16 protein-coding genes are annotated in these 14798 nt (G+C 71.5%); 6 read left to right on the forward strand and 10 right to left on the reverse strand.

All coding sequences use genetic code 11. The features are described from left to right. Positions 1–29: 29 nt before the first annotated feature. Both JHE00_RS14025 and JHE00_RS14030 read right to left on the reverse strand, forming a co-directional pair. Positions 30–1184 (reverse strand): isochorismate synthase, encoded by a 1155-nt coding sequence (locus JHE00_RS14025; RefSeq protein ID WP_200318501.1) that lies wholly within the window; start codon positions 1182–1184, stop codon positions 30–32. Between the two features lie 20 nt (positions 1185–1204). Beyond that, the gene (locus tag JHE00_RS14030) at positions 1205–1900 is read right to left on the reverse strand and encodes a 4'-phosphopantetheinyl transferase family protein (RefSeq protein ID WP_200318502.1); all 696 of its coding nucleotides are present in this window, start codon (positions 1898–1900) and stop codon (positions 1205–1207) included. A gap of 97 nt (positions 1901–1997) precedes the next feature. Here JHE00_RS14030 and JHE00_RS14035 point away from each other — a divergent pair, with 97 nt between their 5' ends. Continuing rightward, on the forward strand, positions 1998–3167 hold the full coding sequence (locus tag JHE00_RS14035) for an acyl-CoA dehydrogenase family protein (RefSeq protein WP_200318503.1): 1170 nt from the start codon (positions 1998–2000) through the stop codon (positions 3165–3167). 73 nt (positions 3168–3240) lie between these two features. On the opposite strand, the gene JHE00_RS14040 is transcribed toward JHE00_RS14035, so the two are convergent. The 4 genes from JHE00_RS14040 to JHE00_RS14055 are packed head-to-tail and all read right to left on the reverse strand — an operon-like array spanning position 3241 to position 6472. Beyond that, positions 3241–3576 (reverse strand): hypothetical protein, encoded by a 336-nt coding sequence (locus tag JHE00_RS14040; RefSeq protein WP_200318504.1) that lies wholly within the window; start codon positions 3574–3576, stop codon positions 3241–3243. Beyond that, positions 3569–4225 carry a TetR/AcrR family transcriptional regulator gene (locus tag JHE00_RS14045; protein WP_200318505.1) on the reverse strand — a complete coding sequence of 219 codons (657 nt, stop codon included), beginning with the start codon at positions 4223–4225 and terminating at the stop codon, positions 3569–3571. The genes JHE00_RS14040 and JHE00_RS14045 overlap by 8 nt, the downstream gene beginning before the upstream one ends. Further along, a complete protein-coding gene (locus JHE00_RS14050; RefSeq protein WP_200318506.1) occupies positions 4216–5733 on the reverse strand; it encodes an ATP-dependent acyl-CoA ligase in 1518 nt (505 codons plus the stop codon). Before JHE00_RS14050 ends, JHE00_RS14045 begins: the two co-directional genes overlap by 10 nt. After that, positions 5726–6472: an enoyl-CoA hydratase/isomerase family protein gene (locus tag JHE00_RS14055; protein ID WP_200318507.1), complete on the reverse strand. Its 747-nt coding sequence runs from the start codon at positions 6470–6472 to the stop codon at positions 5726–5728. The genes JHE00_RS14050 and JHE00_RS14055 overlap by 8 nt, the downstream gene beginning before the upstream one ends. Before the next feature lie 48 nt (positions 6473–6520). Here JHE00_RS14055 and JHE00_RS14060 point away from each other — a divergent pair, with 48 nt between their 5' ends. From JHE00_RS14060 to JHE00_RS14070, 3 genes are all read left to right on the forward strand, one after another. Next, positions 6521–6964, forward strand: coding sequence for a GNAT family N-acetyltransferase (locus JHE00_RS14060; protein ID WP_200318508.1), 444 nt, complete (start codon positions 6521–6523; stop codon positions 6962–6964). A gap of 30 nt (positions 6965–6994) precedes the next feature. Beyond that, entirely contained in the window at positions 6995–7669 is a 675-nt protein-coding gene (locus JHE00_RS14065; RefSeq protein ID WP_230424134.1) for a metal-dependent transcriptional regulator, read from the forward strand. Positions 7670–8483: 814 nt separating this feature from the next. After that, positions 8484–8825, forward strand: a complete 342-nt coding sequence (locus JHE00_RS14070) for a transcriptional regulator (protein ID WP_200318510.1) — start codon at positions 8484–8486, stop codon at positions 8823–8825. Here the strand turns inward: JHE00_RS14070 and JHE00_RS14075 are convergent. From JHE00_RS14075 to JHE00_RS35865, 3 genes are read right to left on the reverse strand one after another with little or no spacing between them, the layout of a single operon-like run. Continuing rightward, on the reverse strand, positions 8775–10004 hold the full coding sequence (locus JHE00_RS14075) for a pyridoxal phosphate-dependent aminotransferase (protein ID WP_200318511.1): 1230 nt from the start codon (positions 10002–10004) through the stop codon (positions 8775–8777). The two genes, JHE00_RS14070 and JHE00_RS14075, sit on opposite strands and share 51 nt — an antisense overlap. A gap of 58 nt (positions 10005–10062) precedes the next feature. Beyond that, positions 10063–10668, reverse strand: coding sequence for a response regulator (locus JHE00_RS14080; protein ID WP_200319240.1), 606 nt, complete (start codon positions 10666–10668; stop codon positions 10063–10065). 52 nt (positions 10669–10720) lie between these two features. Then, positions 10721–11854, reverse strand: coding sequence for a sensor histidine kinase (locus JHE00_RS35865; protein WP_200318512.1), 1134 nt, complete (start codon positions 11852–11854; stop codon positions 10721–10723). 130 nt (positions 11855–11984) lie between these two features. Between JHE00_RS35865 and JHE00_RS14090 the strand changes: the two genes are divergently transcribed. Next, positions 11985–12896, forward strand: a complete 912-nt coding sequence (locus JHE00_RS14090) for an ABC transporter ATP-binding protein (protein ID WP_200318513.1) — start codon at positions 11985–11987, stop codon at positions 12894–12896. Continuing rightward, entirely contained in the window at positions 12893–13660 is a 768-nt protein-coding gene (locus JHE00_RS14095) for an ABC transporter permease (protein WP_200318514.1), read from the forward strand. Before JHE00_RS14090 ends, JHE00_RS14095 begins: the two co-directional genes overlap by 4 nt. A 6-nt stretch (positions 13661–13666) precedes the next feature. Here the strand turns inward: JHE00_RS14095 and JHE00_RS14100 are convergent, their stop codons facing one another. Beyond that, on the reverse strand, positions 13667–14797 hold the full coding sequence (locus tag JHE00_RS14100) for a sulfotransferase family protein (RefSeq protein ID WP_200318515.1): 1131 nt from the start codon (positions 14795–14797) through the stop codon (positions 13667–13669). Position 14798 lies beyond the last annotated feature (1 nt).

Below are 14798 nucleotides of genomic sequence, written 5' to 3' on the forward strand. Positions count from 1 at the left end.
GCCGTCCACCGTGAGTGGCTGACCTGGCACTACAGCCCGGTCAGCCACTCACGCGGCAGTCCCATGGCCGTGGCAAGGGTCGCGAACTTCGCCGACGTCTCGTCGAGCTCCGCGCCCGGGTCCGATTCCGGCACGATGCCCCCACCCGCGTACAGCCGCAGCGACCGCTCGGCGACCTCGGCGCAGCGGATCGTGACCGCCCATTCTCCGTCGCCCTCGGCGTCCACCCAGCCGACCGCGCCCGCGTAGTAGCCGCGTTCGAACGGCTCCAGCTCCGTCACCAGCTCCCGCGCCGAGTCCGTCGGCGTTCCGCAGATCGCAGGCGTCGGGTGCAGTGCGGCCGCGAGGTGCAGGGCCGTGACGTCCCGGTCGGCCAGCTCGCCCGTGACCGTGGTGCCGAGATGCCACATCGTCGGCGTCGACACCAGCTCGGGCAGGTCCGGCGCGTCCAGCTTGCGGCAGTACGGCCGCAGCGCCTCCACCACGGCCTCGGCCAGCACCGCGTGCTCGATGTGGTCCTTGCGGGAGGCCAGCAGCGCCTGTCCGTTCTCGCGGTCGATCACCGGGTCGGCCGAGCGCGGCATCGAGCCCGCGTGCGGGTGCGACACCACACGGTCGCCCTGCCGGGAGAGCAGCAGCTCCGGGCTCGCGCCCACCAGCGTCCGCCCACCGGGCAGGCCTGCCGCGAACGTGTAGCCCGTCGCGTTGTCCTTGACGAGGTTGTGCAGGATCGCCTCCGGCTCCACGGCGTCGGCGAACTCCAGGTCCACCGCTCGCGCGAGCACCACCTTGCGCAGCCCTCGCTCGTCCAGCGCTGCGATGGCGCGGGCCACGGCGTCGACGTGCCGCCGTCCCTCCGGCACCCCCGCGACCCGCACGGGACGGCCCACCTCGCGGCGGGCCAGCCGGTCGACCGAGGGATGCGCCGCGCCCGTGAACCGCACGGACTCGGGCACCACCAGCCGGCCCGGCGTGCCGCCACCGGCGACGGTGTCGAAGGGGAGCACGCCCGCCGCGATGGGGGCGGAAGCGTCGGCGAGAGCGTCGCGGACCCGCTCGGCGAGCAGCGTCTCGTCGGTGCCGGTGAGCTCGTGGGAGACGCCGGAGCCGAGGATCGTGCGGTGCGCCGTCGCGAGGAAGAAATCTCCTCGCGCGTAGTCCTCGAGCAGTCGCGCGGCGTCCATATCTCCCTATTGTCCGCCCGTCAGCGGATGGGTGACCACCAGCGCTGGGTGACCTCCATCTCGTCACTGGTGAGCGCCGCGATGGCCGCGCGGTAGTCGTCGCCGGGGTCGAGGTCGGCCATCCTGGTGCGTTCCGGGCTCAGCGCCGGGTCGGCGGAGTCGGTCAGCTTGGCGGGCTCGCCGGGCGGCGACATGGTGAGGCTGCCCAGCGGGATCCGCAGGCCGCGGCCGGTGGCCTTCATGACCGCCTCCTTGCGCGTCCAGTAGCGGAAGAAGGCCTCGGTCCGCTCACGCTCGGACAGGCCGGTCAGCGCGGCGCGCTCGGCGTCGTTGAGGGCGTAGCCGAGCAGGCCGTCGTCGACGGTGCGCGAGGCCGTCTCGACGTCGAGGCCGAGCGGGGTCCCGGTGCTGATCGCGACGCCGACGCGGTCGCCGGAGTGGGAGATCGACAGCGCCAGGTCTGCGCCGGGAATGCGGGGCGGGCCGTGCTGCTTGCCGCAGTCGTCGCACGTCGCGTCGAACTCGACGGCCGTGGCCGCGATGCCGAGGCGCTCGCCCGCCAGCGTCTTCGCCAGGACCCTGCCGGTGAGGAAGCGTCTGCGGTCCTCGTCCCTGCGGTACGCGGCGTGCCGCTCGCGCTCGGGTTCGGTGAGCAGCGCCAGGCGCTCGCCGGTCTCGAGGATCGGGGTCGACCACCACACCGCGCACTCGATCACGCGCCAAATCTACGGGGTGCGCAACGAGTGCCGCCAGGTCCGGAGTGCGTTACCTTGGTCCCTAAGCAACCGCTTAGTAACGAGGGAGTCGGCGGCAATGGATTTCAGTCTCAGTGTCGAGGAGCGCGAGATTCGTGACTGGGTGCGGACCTTCGTGCAGCGGGAGCTCGTCCCGCTCGAGCAGGAGGTGCTCCGCAGGGAACGCGCGGGCGAAGCCGGCCTGCCTGCCGAGGAGCTCGAAGCGCTCCAGCTGAAGGCGCGTGACTCCGGCTTCTGGGGCGTGCAGACCCCCGAGGAGTACGGCGGCATGGGGCTCTCCGCGGTGATGACCGCGCTGCTGGAGGCCGAGCTCGGCCGCACGTTCGTGCCCTTCCGCTTCGGCGGCTCCGCCGACAACATCCTCTTCTACGCCAACGAGGAACAGCGGCAGCGCTATCTGCTCCCGACGATCGAGGGCAAGCGCAAGTCGTGCTTCGCCATCACCGAGCCCGGTGCGGGCTCCGACGCCAAGGCCATCAGGGCCACCGCCCGCAAGGACGGCGCCGACTGGGTCATCAACGGCGAGAAGACCTTCATCACCGGCGGCAGCGAGGCCGACTTCACGATGGTCTTCGCCATCACCGATCCCGAGAAGGGCGCGGACGGCGGAGTGACCTGCTTCCTCGTCGACCGCGAGATGGGCTGGCGTTCCGAGCACATCGACACGATGGGCGAATGGGGTCCCGCCGCGCTCGTCTTCGAGGACGTCCGCGTGCCGGAGAGCCAGATCCTCGGCGAGCTCGGAGGTGGCTTCAACCTGGCGATGCAGTGGATCGGCCGCGGTCGCTACCTGCTTCCCGCGCGCGCCATCGGTTCGTGTGAACGACTGCTGTCCATGGCGATCGAACACGCCAACAGCAGGGAGACCTTCGGCGCTCCCATCGCCGACCGGCAGGCGATCCAGTGGATGATCGCCGACTCCGGTGTCGAACTCGAAGCCCTGCGCTGGCTGGTGCTGCACGCCGCCTGGCAGGTGGACTCCGGATTGGACTCCCGGCACGCGCAGTCGATCGCGAAGCTCTACGGCGGCCAGAAGGCCAACGAGATCGTTGACCGGGTGCTGCAGATCCACGGCGGAATGGGCTACACCCGGGAACTGCCGATCGAGCGGTGGTACCGGGAGCTGCGACTGCTCCGCATCTACGAGGGGACCGACGAGATCCAGCGCAGGACCATCGCCCGCAATCTGTTGAAGGGGCACGTCAAGGTCGGAGGAACCCTGGGCTGAGAACGCCAGGGGCTCACGCTGCGGTGGCAGGCCGGCGAGTGCCGACCTGCCACCGCAGCGGGATTGTCTCTACTCAGGAAGGAACGGTTTCGCCGCGTTGCCGCAGCGCCAGCGGCACGCCCGCGAGATCCTCCTCGTTGCACAGGATCTTCAGGTCGTAGTACGGGAAGCCGTCCCGTTCGTCGTAGTCGAGGTGGACGGCGAGTACGTCCACCGGCTCACCGAGCCACTGCTGAGCCTGCTTGAGCCAGCCGGCGCAGCGCTCCAACGCGGCCGGGAGATCGTCGTCGCGGAACTCGACCGGACGATAAGGCACATCCTGTACCTGATCCCGTGGGTCGGTGGGCATCGGAAGGCCCGGAGCGAGACCCGCTTCATCGAGTTCCAGCCTGATTGTTTCCTCACTCACCCCACGAGCGTCCCTCAGCAGCGGCTCCGGGGCAAGCTTGGGGGTCCCGGGAGTTCGCCAGGCCACAGCCCGCTGAGACCCGAACGCCCAGCGCACGCAGGGTGAGTTCCACGTGGTGCTCGGCGAGCAGGCGCAGCGAAAGGGGTCCTCGCGATGAGTACCACCTGGCCACCCCGGTGCACATGTCGAGCACGGCGATCCGGGTGACCGTCGGCTGCGCGGTGTCGAAAACGCCCTCGCGCAGGCCCTCCTCGATCGTGTCCGACCACAGCGCCTCGTAGTCGTCGCGCAGCCGCACCACGTCACGGCGCAGGCGAGGCGACAGCACCTCGATGTTGTCGTCGGCCACGCGCGTCTCGTTCGGCTGCCTGGCGTGCGCGGTGACGTGCACCGTGACGAGCCTGCGCACGCGCTCGACCGGGTCGCTGACACCCTCGAGCGCCGTTGTGGCCTCGTCGAGCAGGTTCCGCAGACAATCGCGCATGATCCCGGCGAGCAGCTCCTCCTTGGTGCCCATGTAGTGGTAGAGACTCGCCGACGACAGCTTCGCGGCCTGGGCGAGATCACGGATGCCGGTGCCGTGGAAACCCTTGGTGGCGAACAGTTTCACCGCTGCGCGCCGCACCCGCTCACCCGTCGCTACAGCCATGCGCCCTCCACCCGGTCGTAGGAGCCCGCCAGCTGTTCACCACCGTTTCGGCGCAGCTCTCCCTTGGCGACCCGCTCAGACGGTGTCATCGGCAGTGAGTCCACAAAGGTCCAATAGCGTGGAACCTTGAAATAGGCCAGCCGGGCGGCGCAGAACTCGGCCAGCCCGGCGGGATCGGGTTCGCCGTCGGCCACGACGAACGCCTTGATCTCCTCGCCGCGCAGGGCGTCCGGCACGGCGAGCACCGCCGCCGAACGCACCGCCGGGTGCAGCAGCAGCGCCCGCTCCACCTCGTCGGCGGAGACGTTCTCGCCACTGCGCCTGATCATGTCCCTGGTGCGGCCGGCGTAGAACACCCTGCCGTGCTCGTCCATCGAGGCCAGGTCACCGGTGCGGAACCAACCGCCGCGAAACGCGCGCGCCGTCGCCTCGGGATCGTCGTGGTAGCCGTGCATCAGGCCGACGCCTCTGATCAGCAGCTCGCCGGTCTCACCCCGCGGCACCGGCGAACCCTGTTCGTCGGCGATCATCGCCTCGCGCGAGGGCGTGGGCGTTCCGATGCAGCCCGAGCCCACCAGCTCGTCGTGATCGGCGGGCTCCACCCGCAGGTCGCCGCCCGTCTCGGTCATGCCGAACGCCTCGAACCACGGCACGCCCCACCGCCGCTCCAGCTCGGCGTGCAGGTCTCGTGGAATGGCCGACGCGCTGATCGCCCGCACCCGGTGCTCGCGGTCGTCCGGCGACTCCGGCATGCGCAGCAACAACGTGGGCATCAGGCCGAGGCAGTAGAACCACGTGACGCCGTGCTCGCGCACCTTGGCCCAGAACGTGGACGGATGGAACCGGTCGAGCACCACCAGCGTGGCCCCGCTCGCCAGCCCCGCCGCGACGTTCCACTGTGGATCGACGTAGTGGAACGGCTGCGCGGTGAGCAGGACGTCGTCCTCGCCAAGATGCGGGAATCCGGTGACCAGCCCCTCGGCGAGCGTGGTCCAGTACCGGTGGGGCAGCACGCAGCCCTTGGGCGCGCCCGTGGTGCCCGACGTGTACTGGACGTTCACCGGCAGCTCCGGCGCGTTCGGCGCCGCGGGCGGCGACCCGGCAGGGCGCAGCTCGTCGGGCGTCAGCACGCGCTCGACCGACGTACGCGGCGCGATGGCGGTGAGCAGCTCGGTGAACTCCGGCGCCGTCACCACGAAGCGGGCTCCCGAATGGGCCAGTACGTGTGCGCCGTCCAGCTCGCGGTAACCGGTGTTGAGCGGCACGAGCACCGCGCCGAGCTTTGCGAGCGCCAGCCACAGCAACGGGAACTCGGGCTGGTTGCGCAGCATCACCGCCACCCGGTCACCGCGCGTTGTGCCCAGCGCGGCCAGCGCCGAGGCGAGCTCGTCGGTGCGCCGGTCGACCTCGGCGAAGGTGAGCCGCTGCCCGGTGGCGTCGAACACCCACGCCGTTCGCTCGGGCCACCGGCGCGCCGCGGTGGTGACGAGCGAGGCCAGGTCAGCCACGGGCCCGGAACTCCTCCGTCGTCCTGGCGACCTCCGGCGAGCCGTCCGTGAGCAGCGCGTGGCTGATCTCCAGTTCCAGCGCCGTCTCCACCGCGCTGTCGACTCCCCGGTCGATCGCCCGCTTGGCGAGCGTGACCGCGGCCCGCGGCTTTCCGGCCAGCTGCCGGGCCCAGTCCATCGAGAACTCCAGTAACTCGTCGCGCGCCACGCGCCTGTTGACCAGGCCCATGCCCTTCGCGACGGCCGAGTCGACGCGCTCGCCGAGCAGCACCAGTTCCTTGGCCTTCGCAGGACCGACCAGCAGCGGGAGCAGGCGCGACGCCGCGCCCGTGACGCTGAGGCCGAGGGTGGCCTCGGGGAAGCCGAACACCGCGTCGTCGGCCGCGACCACCAGATCGCAGCCCAGTGCGAACTCCGCACCCGCGCCGATGGCGTAGCCGTGCACCGCGGCGATCACCGGCTGCGGCAGCCCGCGCAGCCTGCGGGTGACGTCCTGGAGCCGCTCGAGCCGGACCCTCGCGTCGCCGTCGGCGGTGGGCGCCTTGAGGTCGTGGCCGGCGCAGAACGCGCGGCCCCTGCCCGCCAGCACCACCGCGCGAACGCTCTCGTCGGCGGCCACTCTGTCCAGCGCTGTGAGCAGGTCGTCGACGAGCTCCGGCGACACGGCGTTGAGCCGGTCGGGCCGGTTCAACCAGACGAGCGCGACGCCCTCGGCGATGTTCAGCTCCACGGTCTCCATGTACCGCAGCCTAGGCGAACCGATCGATCGATCGGTAGCCTCTTGCGGATGGGAGTACGGGATGCCAAGGCCGACGACATCGACGAGATCTGCGCGCTCATCGAGGAGCACGCAGCGTACGAGGGCAAGAACGACCTGATGCTCGACCGCGCCGAGATGGCCGAGCACCTGTTCGGGCCGGACCCGAAGGCCTGGGTGCTGATGGCCGAGTCGGAGGGCGAGGTGGCGGGCATGGCGTTCTGCTCGTGGAACTTCTCCACCTGGGAGGCACGGCCCGGCATCTGGCTCGACGACATCTTCGTCCGGCCCGCGTTCCGGCGACATGGCCTCGGTGGAGAGCTGCTCACCGAGCTGCGCGCCCGCACGAGCGGCAGGGTGGAGTGGGACATGCAGGAAGGCAACGAACGCGCGGCCGGGTTCTACGCCCAGCTCGGTGCCGAGCCGGTGCCCGGGTGGATTCGGTATCGTTGGCGGCCTGACCTGGCCCGATGATGCGTGAAAGGTGTCCGTATCGTGGAGGACATGGCAGACCGGCGTTCGTCCTCGATCGAGGACTACATGCGGGCCATCTACGGTCTGGTCGAGCGCGGTGAGCCAGTCACCAACACCTCACTGGCGGCGCGGCTCGAGGTGAGCCCGTCGTCGGCGTCGGGAATGGTGACCAAGCTGTCGCAGCAGGGACTCGTGGCCCACGTGCCGTACCGCGGCATCGAGCTCACCCCCGACGGCAGGCAGCTGGCCCGGTCGGTGCTGCGCAGGCACCGGCTGATCGAGTCGTACCTGGTGTCGGAGCTGGGCTACACCTGGGACGAGGTGCACAGCGAGGCCGACCTGCTAGAGCACGTGGTGTCCGACCTGCTCGTGGAGCGGATCGCGGCGAAGCTCGGCAACCCGGTGCGCGACCCGCACGGCGACCCCATCCCGGCCGTGGACGGCAGCGTCGAGGAGCTGTCCACGCGCCTGCTCGACGACCTGCCCGCGGGCTCGATCGGCGAGATCGTGCGCGTGTGGGACACCGATCCGGATCTGCTGCGGTACCTGGCCGACCGGTGCATCACGCTGGGTGATCGGATCGAGGTGGTCGAGCGGCAGCCGTTCGGCGGCCCCGTGGTGGTCAAGGTGGGCCCCGCCGCCGAGGCGGCCACCCACGCCCTGGGCACGGAAATCGCCCAAGCCCTGTCGGTAACCCTCCGCTAACCACCCACCCCGGGCGCGGCCCCGGGGGCGCGGCGGCGCCGCTGGCGCCGCGAGTCCCCCGCTCCGGTGCGCGAGTCCCCCGCTGACGCGTGCGAGTGGCCCATTCCGGCGCACGAGTTCCCCGCTGGGGCTTGCGAGTGCCCCGCGCCTGCGCACGAGTGGCCCGCTGGAGCAGGCGAGTGGCCCACACGGGCGCGAGTCCCCCGCTCGGGCGCGCGAGTTCCCCGCTGGGGCGCGCGAGTTCCCCGCTGGGGCGCGCGAGTCGTGCATTCAGGCTCGCGAGTTGTGTGCTCTGGATCGCGAGTCGTGCAGTCCAGACCGCGAGTTGTGCGTCCCCGACTTCGAGATCCGCATAGGGATCGTGCCGCGCGCGTTCCGTTGCGCATTCCCGGTGTTCGGGTCCGTGTGGTGGACGATCGGCGTTGCACGGGCATTTGCTGGATCGCGCAACTCGCGCCCGGGAACGGGGGACTCGCGTGCCTCGACGCGGGACTCGCGAACTCGAGCGGGGAACTCGCGTGCCGCAACGGGGGACTCGCGATTGCGAGCGCACGACACGCGCGCCGGAGCGCACGACACGCGCGCCGGAGCGCACGATACGCGGGCCGGGCGGACGTATTCGGGTGCGGGAGTGGGGAACTCGCTTGCTGGAGTGGGGGACTCGCGCGTCTGGGCGGGGGACTCGCGGGCCGGAGCGGGGGACTCGCGGGGTCGGCTTGGCGGGGCGTTCGGGCTGACAAGGGACCTTCGCCCCTTACGGGGGTGCGCGCGCCGCTCATACGTTGAATCGGATCCTCGATGGGCGGGAGCAGCGATGACCGGTCAGCGAACACAACAGATGGACCGGGGCCAGGGCGCTGCGCGCGAGGTGGAGTCGCTTCTGGCGACCGGGCCTTTCGCCGCGGCGCTCCGAGCGGCGATACGCGCACGGGGCCTGGGGCTCGAGCGGATCCAGTACCGGCTTCGCCGACGCGGCGTGCCGGTGAGCCTGGCGACGCTGAGTCACTGGCAGTCCGGCCGGTGCCGTCCTGAGCGCCCCGGGTCCCTGGCGGCACTGAAGTACCTCGAGGAGGTGCTCGAGGTGCCGCAGGGTTCCTTACTCCGGCTACTTGCCGTCGAAAACGGCGGCCAGCGCGTCACGCAGATGCGTCAGTGAGCGCTGGATCCACGGCAGCGTGACGGGGTCGGCGCTGCGCAGTGCCGTGCGGCGCTGTTCGGCGTCGGCTCCGTAGAGGAGGCTGGTCGCGGCCCGGAACCGCAGTGCTCCGGGATCGTCTCCGAACTCGGAACCGGCCAGCACTCCGACGCCGTGGTGGTCGAGCAGATGCTCGGCGAGCTGGGTGCTCGTGCGAAAACCCTTGGACCGCAACGGTTCCAGGTCCGGGTAGAGGTAGAACCCTGCCCGTGGCGGGCGGCAGGTCGCGCCCGCGGCCGTGAACTCCGCGTGGACCGCGCGGGCGACAGCGCCGTGCAGCGCCCGGCTCGCGTCGATGTGGGCGCGGACCTCGGGCGGCTCGCCGAGCACGTACGTGGCCACCTCCTGCATGGGTGCGGGCAGGCTGGACCACACCTCGCTCGCCACGCCGACGAGCGCCGCGCGCACGTCCGGCCGTGGCACGCGGGCGAAGCCGATGCGGTAGCCGCCGAGCGCCATGTTCTTGCTGAGCCCTGCCGTGACAATGGTCCGCTCCGGCAGTTCCGTGGCGGGGCTGTGCACGGCCGTGGAGTCGTGGACGAGGTCGCGGTAGATCTCGTCGGAGAGCACGGTGAGCCCGTGATTCGCCGCGACGGCGCACACGTCCTTGACCAGCGCCGCGTCGGCGAGTGTCCCGGTGGGGTTGTCGGGCACGGTCAGGATCAGCACGCCGGGCTCGGCGCCGTCCTTGCGGGCGCGCGTCAGTTCCCGGTCGAGCACCTCGGGATCGGGCACGCCGCCCGCGGCCTCGGGCACGGCAACGCCGAGCACGCGCTTGCCGACCAGCGCCGCCTGCGCCGCGTAGCTGACCCACGACGGCTGAGGGAGCACCAGGTCGCCGGGCAGTACGGCCAGCACGCCGAAGAGCAGCGCCTTGCTGCCGGGGGCCAGCACCACGTCGTCGGCGTCGGTCGGCAGGCCCCGCCTCGTGAAGTAGCCCGCCGCGGCCTGCCTCGCCTCGGCCGAGCCGACGACGGAGCCGTACTCGTTGCGATGGGCCGCGTTCGCGAGGACGTCGCGGACCTCGGGCAGTACCGGCAGGCCTGCCTCGCCGAAGCCGAGGTGCAGCACCTGCTCGCCCGCGGCGCGCTTGGCCTGTAGCCGCTCGTTGATGGCCAGGGTCGCGGAGTGCTTGATCACGAAATTGCCTCCCTTGGTTGCGTAAAGGATAGCTAAGGCAATTTTGATTGCAAACGGCCTATCGAGGGACGAGTCCGCTCTCGTAGGCCACGATCACCAGCTGCGCCCGGTCCCGCGCCGCGAGCTTGGCCAGCAGCCTGCCGATGTGGGTCTTCACCGTGGCGAGGCTGAGGTGCAGCTCGGCCGCGATCTCGGTGTTGGAGAGCCCGGCGGCGATGAGCGTGAGCACCTCGCGCTCGCGCGCGGTCACATCGTCGAGCCGGCGAGCGAGCGGGCGGGGGCGCTCGGCGGGGCGGCGCGCGAACTCCTCGATGAGCCTGCGCGTGACGCTCGGTGCCAGCAGCGCGTCGCCCGCCGCCACCACGCGGATCGCCGAGAGCAGTTCGGCCGGCGGCGTGTCCTTGAGCAGGAAACCGCTCGCCCCGGCCCGCAGCGCCGCGTAGACGTAGGAGTCCAGGTCGAACGTCGTGAGGATCAGCACGCGCACGCCGCTGGTCTGCGCGGCCCTGGTGATCAGGCCCGTCGCTTCGATGCCGTCCATGTCGGGCATGCGCACGTCCATCAGCACCACGTCGGGCCGCTGCCTGCGCGCGATGTCGACGGCCTCGACGCCGGTGGCGGCCTCACCGACCACCGTCAGGTCGGGGGCGCTGTCCACCAGCATGCCGAAGCTGCCGCGCACCAGCGCCTGGTCGTCGGCGACCACCACCCTCAACTCACGCACCCGGCAGCACCACCGACACCGCGAACCCGCCGTCGGGCCGGGGCCCTGCGCTGAACGTGCCGCCGTACACCGAGACCCGTTCGCGCATCCCGATCAGGCCGTGTCCCGGCTGGCCGTCGCACTGGGCCTTGCCGTCGTCGACCACGTCGATCCGCAGCGTGCCCTTCTCGGCCGTGACGGTGACCCGGCAGCGCGCGGGTGCCGCGTGCTTGACCACGTTGGTCAGCGCTTCCTGCACGATCCGGTAGGTCGTGAGCCCGAGCCCGTCGGCCAGCCCGTCCGGCACGCGCACCTCCAGGTCGACGCGCACCCCGGCCAATCGGGCGCGTTCGGCCAGCTCACCGAGGCCCGAGAGGCCGGGAGCGGGCGCGAGCACGGCGTCGGTGTGTTCGCCGCGCAGCACTCCGAGCACGGCGCGCATCTCGGTGAGTGCCTCGCGCGTGGTGGTCTCGATGACGCCGAGCGCGGCGCGGGCCTGCTCGGGGCGCTCCGCCGAGACGTGGTGCGCGACGCCGGCCTTGACGGCGACCAGGCTCATGCTGTGGGCCACCACGTCGTGCAGCTCCCGCGCGATGCGCAGCCGCTCCTCGACCACGGCCTCACGGGCTCGTTGCTCCGTCGCGAGCACCGCGTACTGCTCGCGTTCGCGCCGGGCTCGCCCGAGCATCCACGCGGCGCCGAGGATGGTCCAGCCCAGCGCGATGGTCGCGACCCCGGTCTGGACGGGCAGTGACAAGCTCGCCCCGAACGCGAATGCCAGTGCCAGCCCGAGCGCGGGAATCGAGAGCCGTCTCGGCTCCCGCGCGGCCACCAGGTGCAGCGGCATGGCCAGCGCGAACGCCGTGATCCACATGCCGCCGCCGAGCGCGCACAGCAGCGACAGCACCAGGCTCGCGGCGAACATGGGCAGTGGCCAGATCCGGCGCAGCAGCACGGGGATCGCGATGCCGTAGGCGGCGAGAACGCTCAGCCACAGCGGCAGCGGGCCGTCGTGGCCCCAGTTGCCCGCGTACAGGTTGCCGACAGCAGTGAACGCGAGCACGGCACCGACGGCGCCGTCGAACACGACGAGGTGGCTCCGGCGCAGCCTGCCGGTGAGCAGCGGGCGGGCGTCGAGATCGGGCACTCCCCGACGGTAGCGCTTTCCCAGGGCGATGGATCGGACCAGCGGCCGTCATACCCAGGTCTGATTCGCTCGGCGCGGACCAGGCCGAGGTCCGATGTGCTCGAGCGCGCGATCCGTGAGTGTCGTGGTCGTGATCGAAGTAAGGGAACTGACCAAACGCTACGGCTCGGCGCTCGCGGTGGACCGGCTGTCCTTCACCGTGAAACCCGGGCACGTCACGGGTTTTCTCGGCCCCAACGGCGCCGGGAAGTCCACCACCATGCGCGCGGTGCTCGGCCTCGACGCGCCGACCTCAGGTGAGGCGCTGATCAACGGCAGGCACTACGCCCGCTCGCCGCATCCCATGCACGAGGTGGGCGCGCTGCTGGACGCAGGCGCCGTGCACGGCGGCCGCACCGCGGCCAACCACCTGCTCTGTCTCGCCCGCAGCAACGGCATCGGCCGCGCCAGGGTGACCGCGGTGCTGGAGCAGGTCGGCCTCGGTGGCGTCGCCCGCAAGCGCGTCGCCGGGTTCTCGCTCGGCATGAAGCAGCGACTCGGCATCGCGGCGGCCTTGCTCGGCGATCCCGAGGTGCTGCTGTTCGACGAGCCGGTGAACGGACTCGACCCGGAGGGCATCCGCTGGATCAGGGAGCTCATGCGCTCGCTGGCCGACGAGGGGCGCACGGTGCTCGTGTCCAGCCACCTGATGAGCGAGATGGCGCTGACCGCGCACCGCGTGCTCGTGGTGGGCAGGGGCAGGCTCATCGTCGACACCACGATCGAGGAGCTGGAGCAGCGGTACCGGCGCGACGTGTTCGTGCGCTCGCCGGACGACCGTGAGCTGGCCCGGGTGCTCGAGGCTGAGGGAGCGCGGGTGGAGACGCCGCCGGACGGCGGGCTCTCGGTGCACGGGCTCGACGCGCCGCGCATCAGCGAACTCGCCTTCGGCGCCGGCATCCTGCTGCACCAGCTGACCCCGCGCAGCGCGTCGCTGGAGGACGCCTACCTGGAGCTGACCGACGAGAGCGTGGAGTACCGCGCGGAAGGAGCGGCGCGATGACGGACACGATCGCCTCGGAGTGGTGGAAGGTCCGCACGGTCCGGTCGACGTACTGGCTGCTGGCCACGGTCGGCGCGGTGTTCGCCGTCGGCTGTCTGTCGACCGTGCTGATGGTGGCCGACTGGGACACCGCCTCGCCCTCGGCGAAAGAGGCCTTCCCCAGTGCCGACATGTCGCCGCTGGTGCTGCCGTTCGTGCAGTTCTGCGCCGGTGCCTTCGGCGCGTTCGCGCTCACGTCGGAGTACGGCAGCGGGATGATCCGCACGACGTTGACGACCGTGCCGCGCCGTGGCCTGCTGTTCACCGCGAAGGCACTGGTGGTGGCCGGGCTGACGGTGGCGACGGGGCTGGTGCTGACGTTCGCGATGCTCGGCGGGGCCGGAGTGATCGCGGGCGACCGGCCCGCGCCGATCCAGCCGTGGCCCTCGCTGGCCGACGGGGTGCCGTCCGCGCTCGCGTCGGCGGTGGTGCTGACCGTGACCGCCATCGTCGGCTTCGGGCTCGGGGCGCTGCTGCGTTCGGCGGCGGGCGCGCTCGTGACACTGACCGGGTTGCTGTTCGTGCTGCCCGTGGCGGCGACCTTCCTGCCCGCCGACTGGAGCAGGCCGGTCGGCGCACTGACGTTGAACAACCTCGGACCCCAGCTGGCCGGTGAGGTCGGCGACCCGGTGCTATCGCCGGTGGGAGCCGCGTTGGTCCTCGGCGGGTACGTGCTGCTGGCGCTGGGTGCGGGCGCGTTCTCGGTGCTGCGCCGCGATGCCTAGTGCTGCCTAGCCGAGCGCGCTGAACCGGTCGGCGACGTCCTGTTCGGACAGTCCGAAGTCGGCGAGCCGGTACCGGTGGGCAGGCTTGCGGGCACCCGAGGTGCTCTCGGCGTGCAGGCGGCGCATCGCCGAGGCCGCCTCGTCGCTCAGGTCCAGCCCGAAGTATTCGTACAGCGACTCCACGGTGCCGAGCGGGTCGGCGACGAAGTCCTCGTAGTCCACGTCGTGGAACCGCGACGGCTCGTGCCGCGCCCGCTCGGCCGTGAACGTCTCCAGGCCCCGGGCCCACAGCTCGAGCTGGTCGCGGCCCACCGTCTCGCCGCGGAACGTCTCGGACCACTGCGCGCTGGCCTGCGCGTTGAGGCTGCACACCGAGGCTATGGCTACCTCCGGCGCGCGGTGCGTCTGCACCACGAGCGCGTCGGGGTACACGGCGAGCAGCGCGTCGAGCGCGAAGAGGTGGCTCGGGTTCTTGAGCACCCAGCGACGCCGCGCGTCGGGCAGGCCGATGAGCTGGAGGTTGCGCCGGTGCCTGCGGTAGGCGCAGCTCCAGTCCTGATCGGAGAGCCACGCCGAGTAGGAGGGCACGTGGGCGAGGCACTCGTAGGAGATCGAGCGCATCGACTGCCGCAACAGCTGCCAGCACTCCTCCACCTGGTCGGCCGACATCGCGTGCACGCCGAGGAACTCGGGATGCTCCACGTGGTACTGCTCGTAGCCCTCCTGGATGCGCTGGAACACCGGGTTTCCCGCCCACGTCTCGCGGGGCGGGCGCGGCTGCGGGACCTCGGTGAGCCACACCTCGAGCCCCTGGTGCGCGGGGTCGGCGGTGAGCAACCGGTGCAGCGCGGTCGTTCCCGTGCGGGGCAGTCCGGTGACGAAGATGGGCCGCTCGATCGCGACGTCGGCGTGCTCGGGCCGCGCCCGCCACGCGGCCTCGCTGAGCAGCCGGGCCACGAGCGCGCCGCGCAGGAACGCCCGCATCACCTTGCCGCCGAGTGGCGTCAGGCCCGCGTCCCGTTCGTAGGACTCCAGCAGCACGGCGAGCCCGTCGGTGTAGTCGTCGGCGCCGAAGTCGCCGAGTCCGGTGATCTTCGTGGCCGACGCGTGCAGGTCCGCCACGGTGCCCACGCTCATC

The sequence above is a fragment of the Prauserella cavernicola genome, assembly GCF_016595675.1.
GTDB classification, from domain to species: Bacteria; Actinomycetota; Actinomycetes; order Mycobacteriales; family Pseudonocardiaceae; genus Prauserella_A; species Prauserella_A cavernicola.

Excerpts from the sequence above, each read along its gene's own strand:
- JHE00_RS14045 (WP_200318505.1), bottom strand. The coding sequence starts at position 4,225 with ATGGCTGTAGCGACGGGTGAGCGGGTGCGGCGCGCAGCGGTGAAACTG.
- JHE00_RS14060 (WP_200318508.1), top strand. The coding sequence starts at position 6,521 with ATGGGAGTACGGGATGCCAAGGCCGACGACATCGACGAGATCTGCGCG.
- JHE00_RS14070 (WP_200318510.1), top strand. The coding sequence starts at position 8,484 with ATGACCGGTCAGCGAACACAACAGATGGACCGGGGCCAGGGCGCTGCG.
- JHE00_RS14080 (WP_200319240.1), bottom strand. The coding sequence starts at position 10,668 with ATGCTGGTGGACAGCGCCCCCGACCTGACGGTGGTCGGTGAGGCCGCC.
- JHE00_RS14065 (WP_230424134.1), top strand. The coding sequence starts at position 6,995 with ATGGCAGACCGGCGTTCGTCCTCGATCGAGGACTACATGCGGGCCATC.
- JHE00_RS14025 (WP_200318501.1), bottom strand. The coding sequence starts at position 1,184 with ATGGACGCCGCGCGACTGCTCGAGGACTACGCGCGAGGAGATTTCTTC.
- JHE00_RS14100 (WP_200318515.1), bottom strand. The coding sequence starts at position 14,797 with ATGAGCGTGGGCACCGTGGCGGACCTGCACGCGTCGGCCACGAAGATC.
- JHE00_RS14095 (WP_200318514.1), top strand. The coding sequence starts at position 12,893 with ATGACGGACACGATCGCCTCGGAGTGGTGGAAGGTCCGCACGGTCCGG.
- JHE00_RS14035 (WP_200318503.1), top strand. The coding sequence starts at position 1,998 with ATGGATTTCAGTCTCAGTGTCGAGGAGCGCGAGATTCGTGACTGGGTG.
- JHE00_RS14055 (WP_200318507.1), bottom strand. The coding sequence starts at position 6,472 with ATGGAGACCGTGGAGCTGAACATCGCCGAGGGCGTCGCGCTCGTCTGG.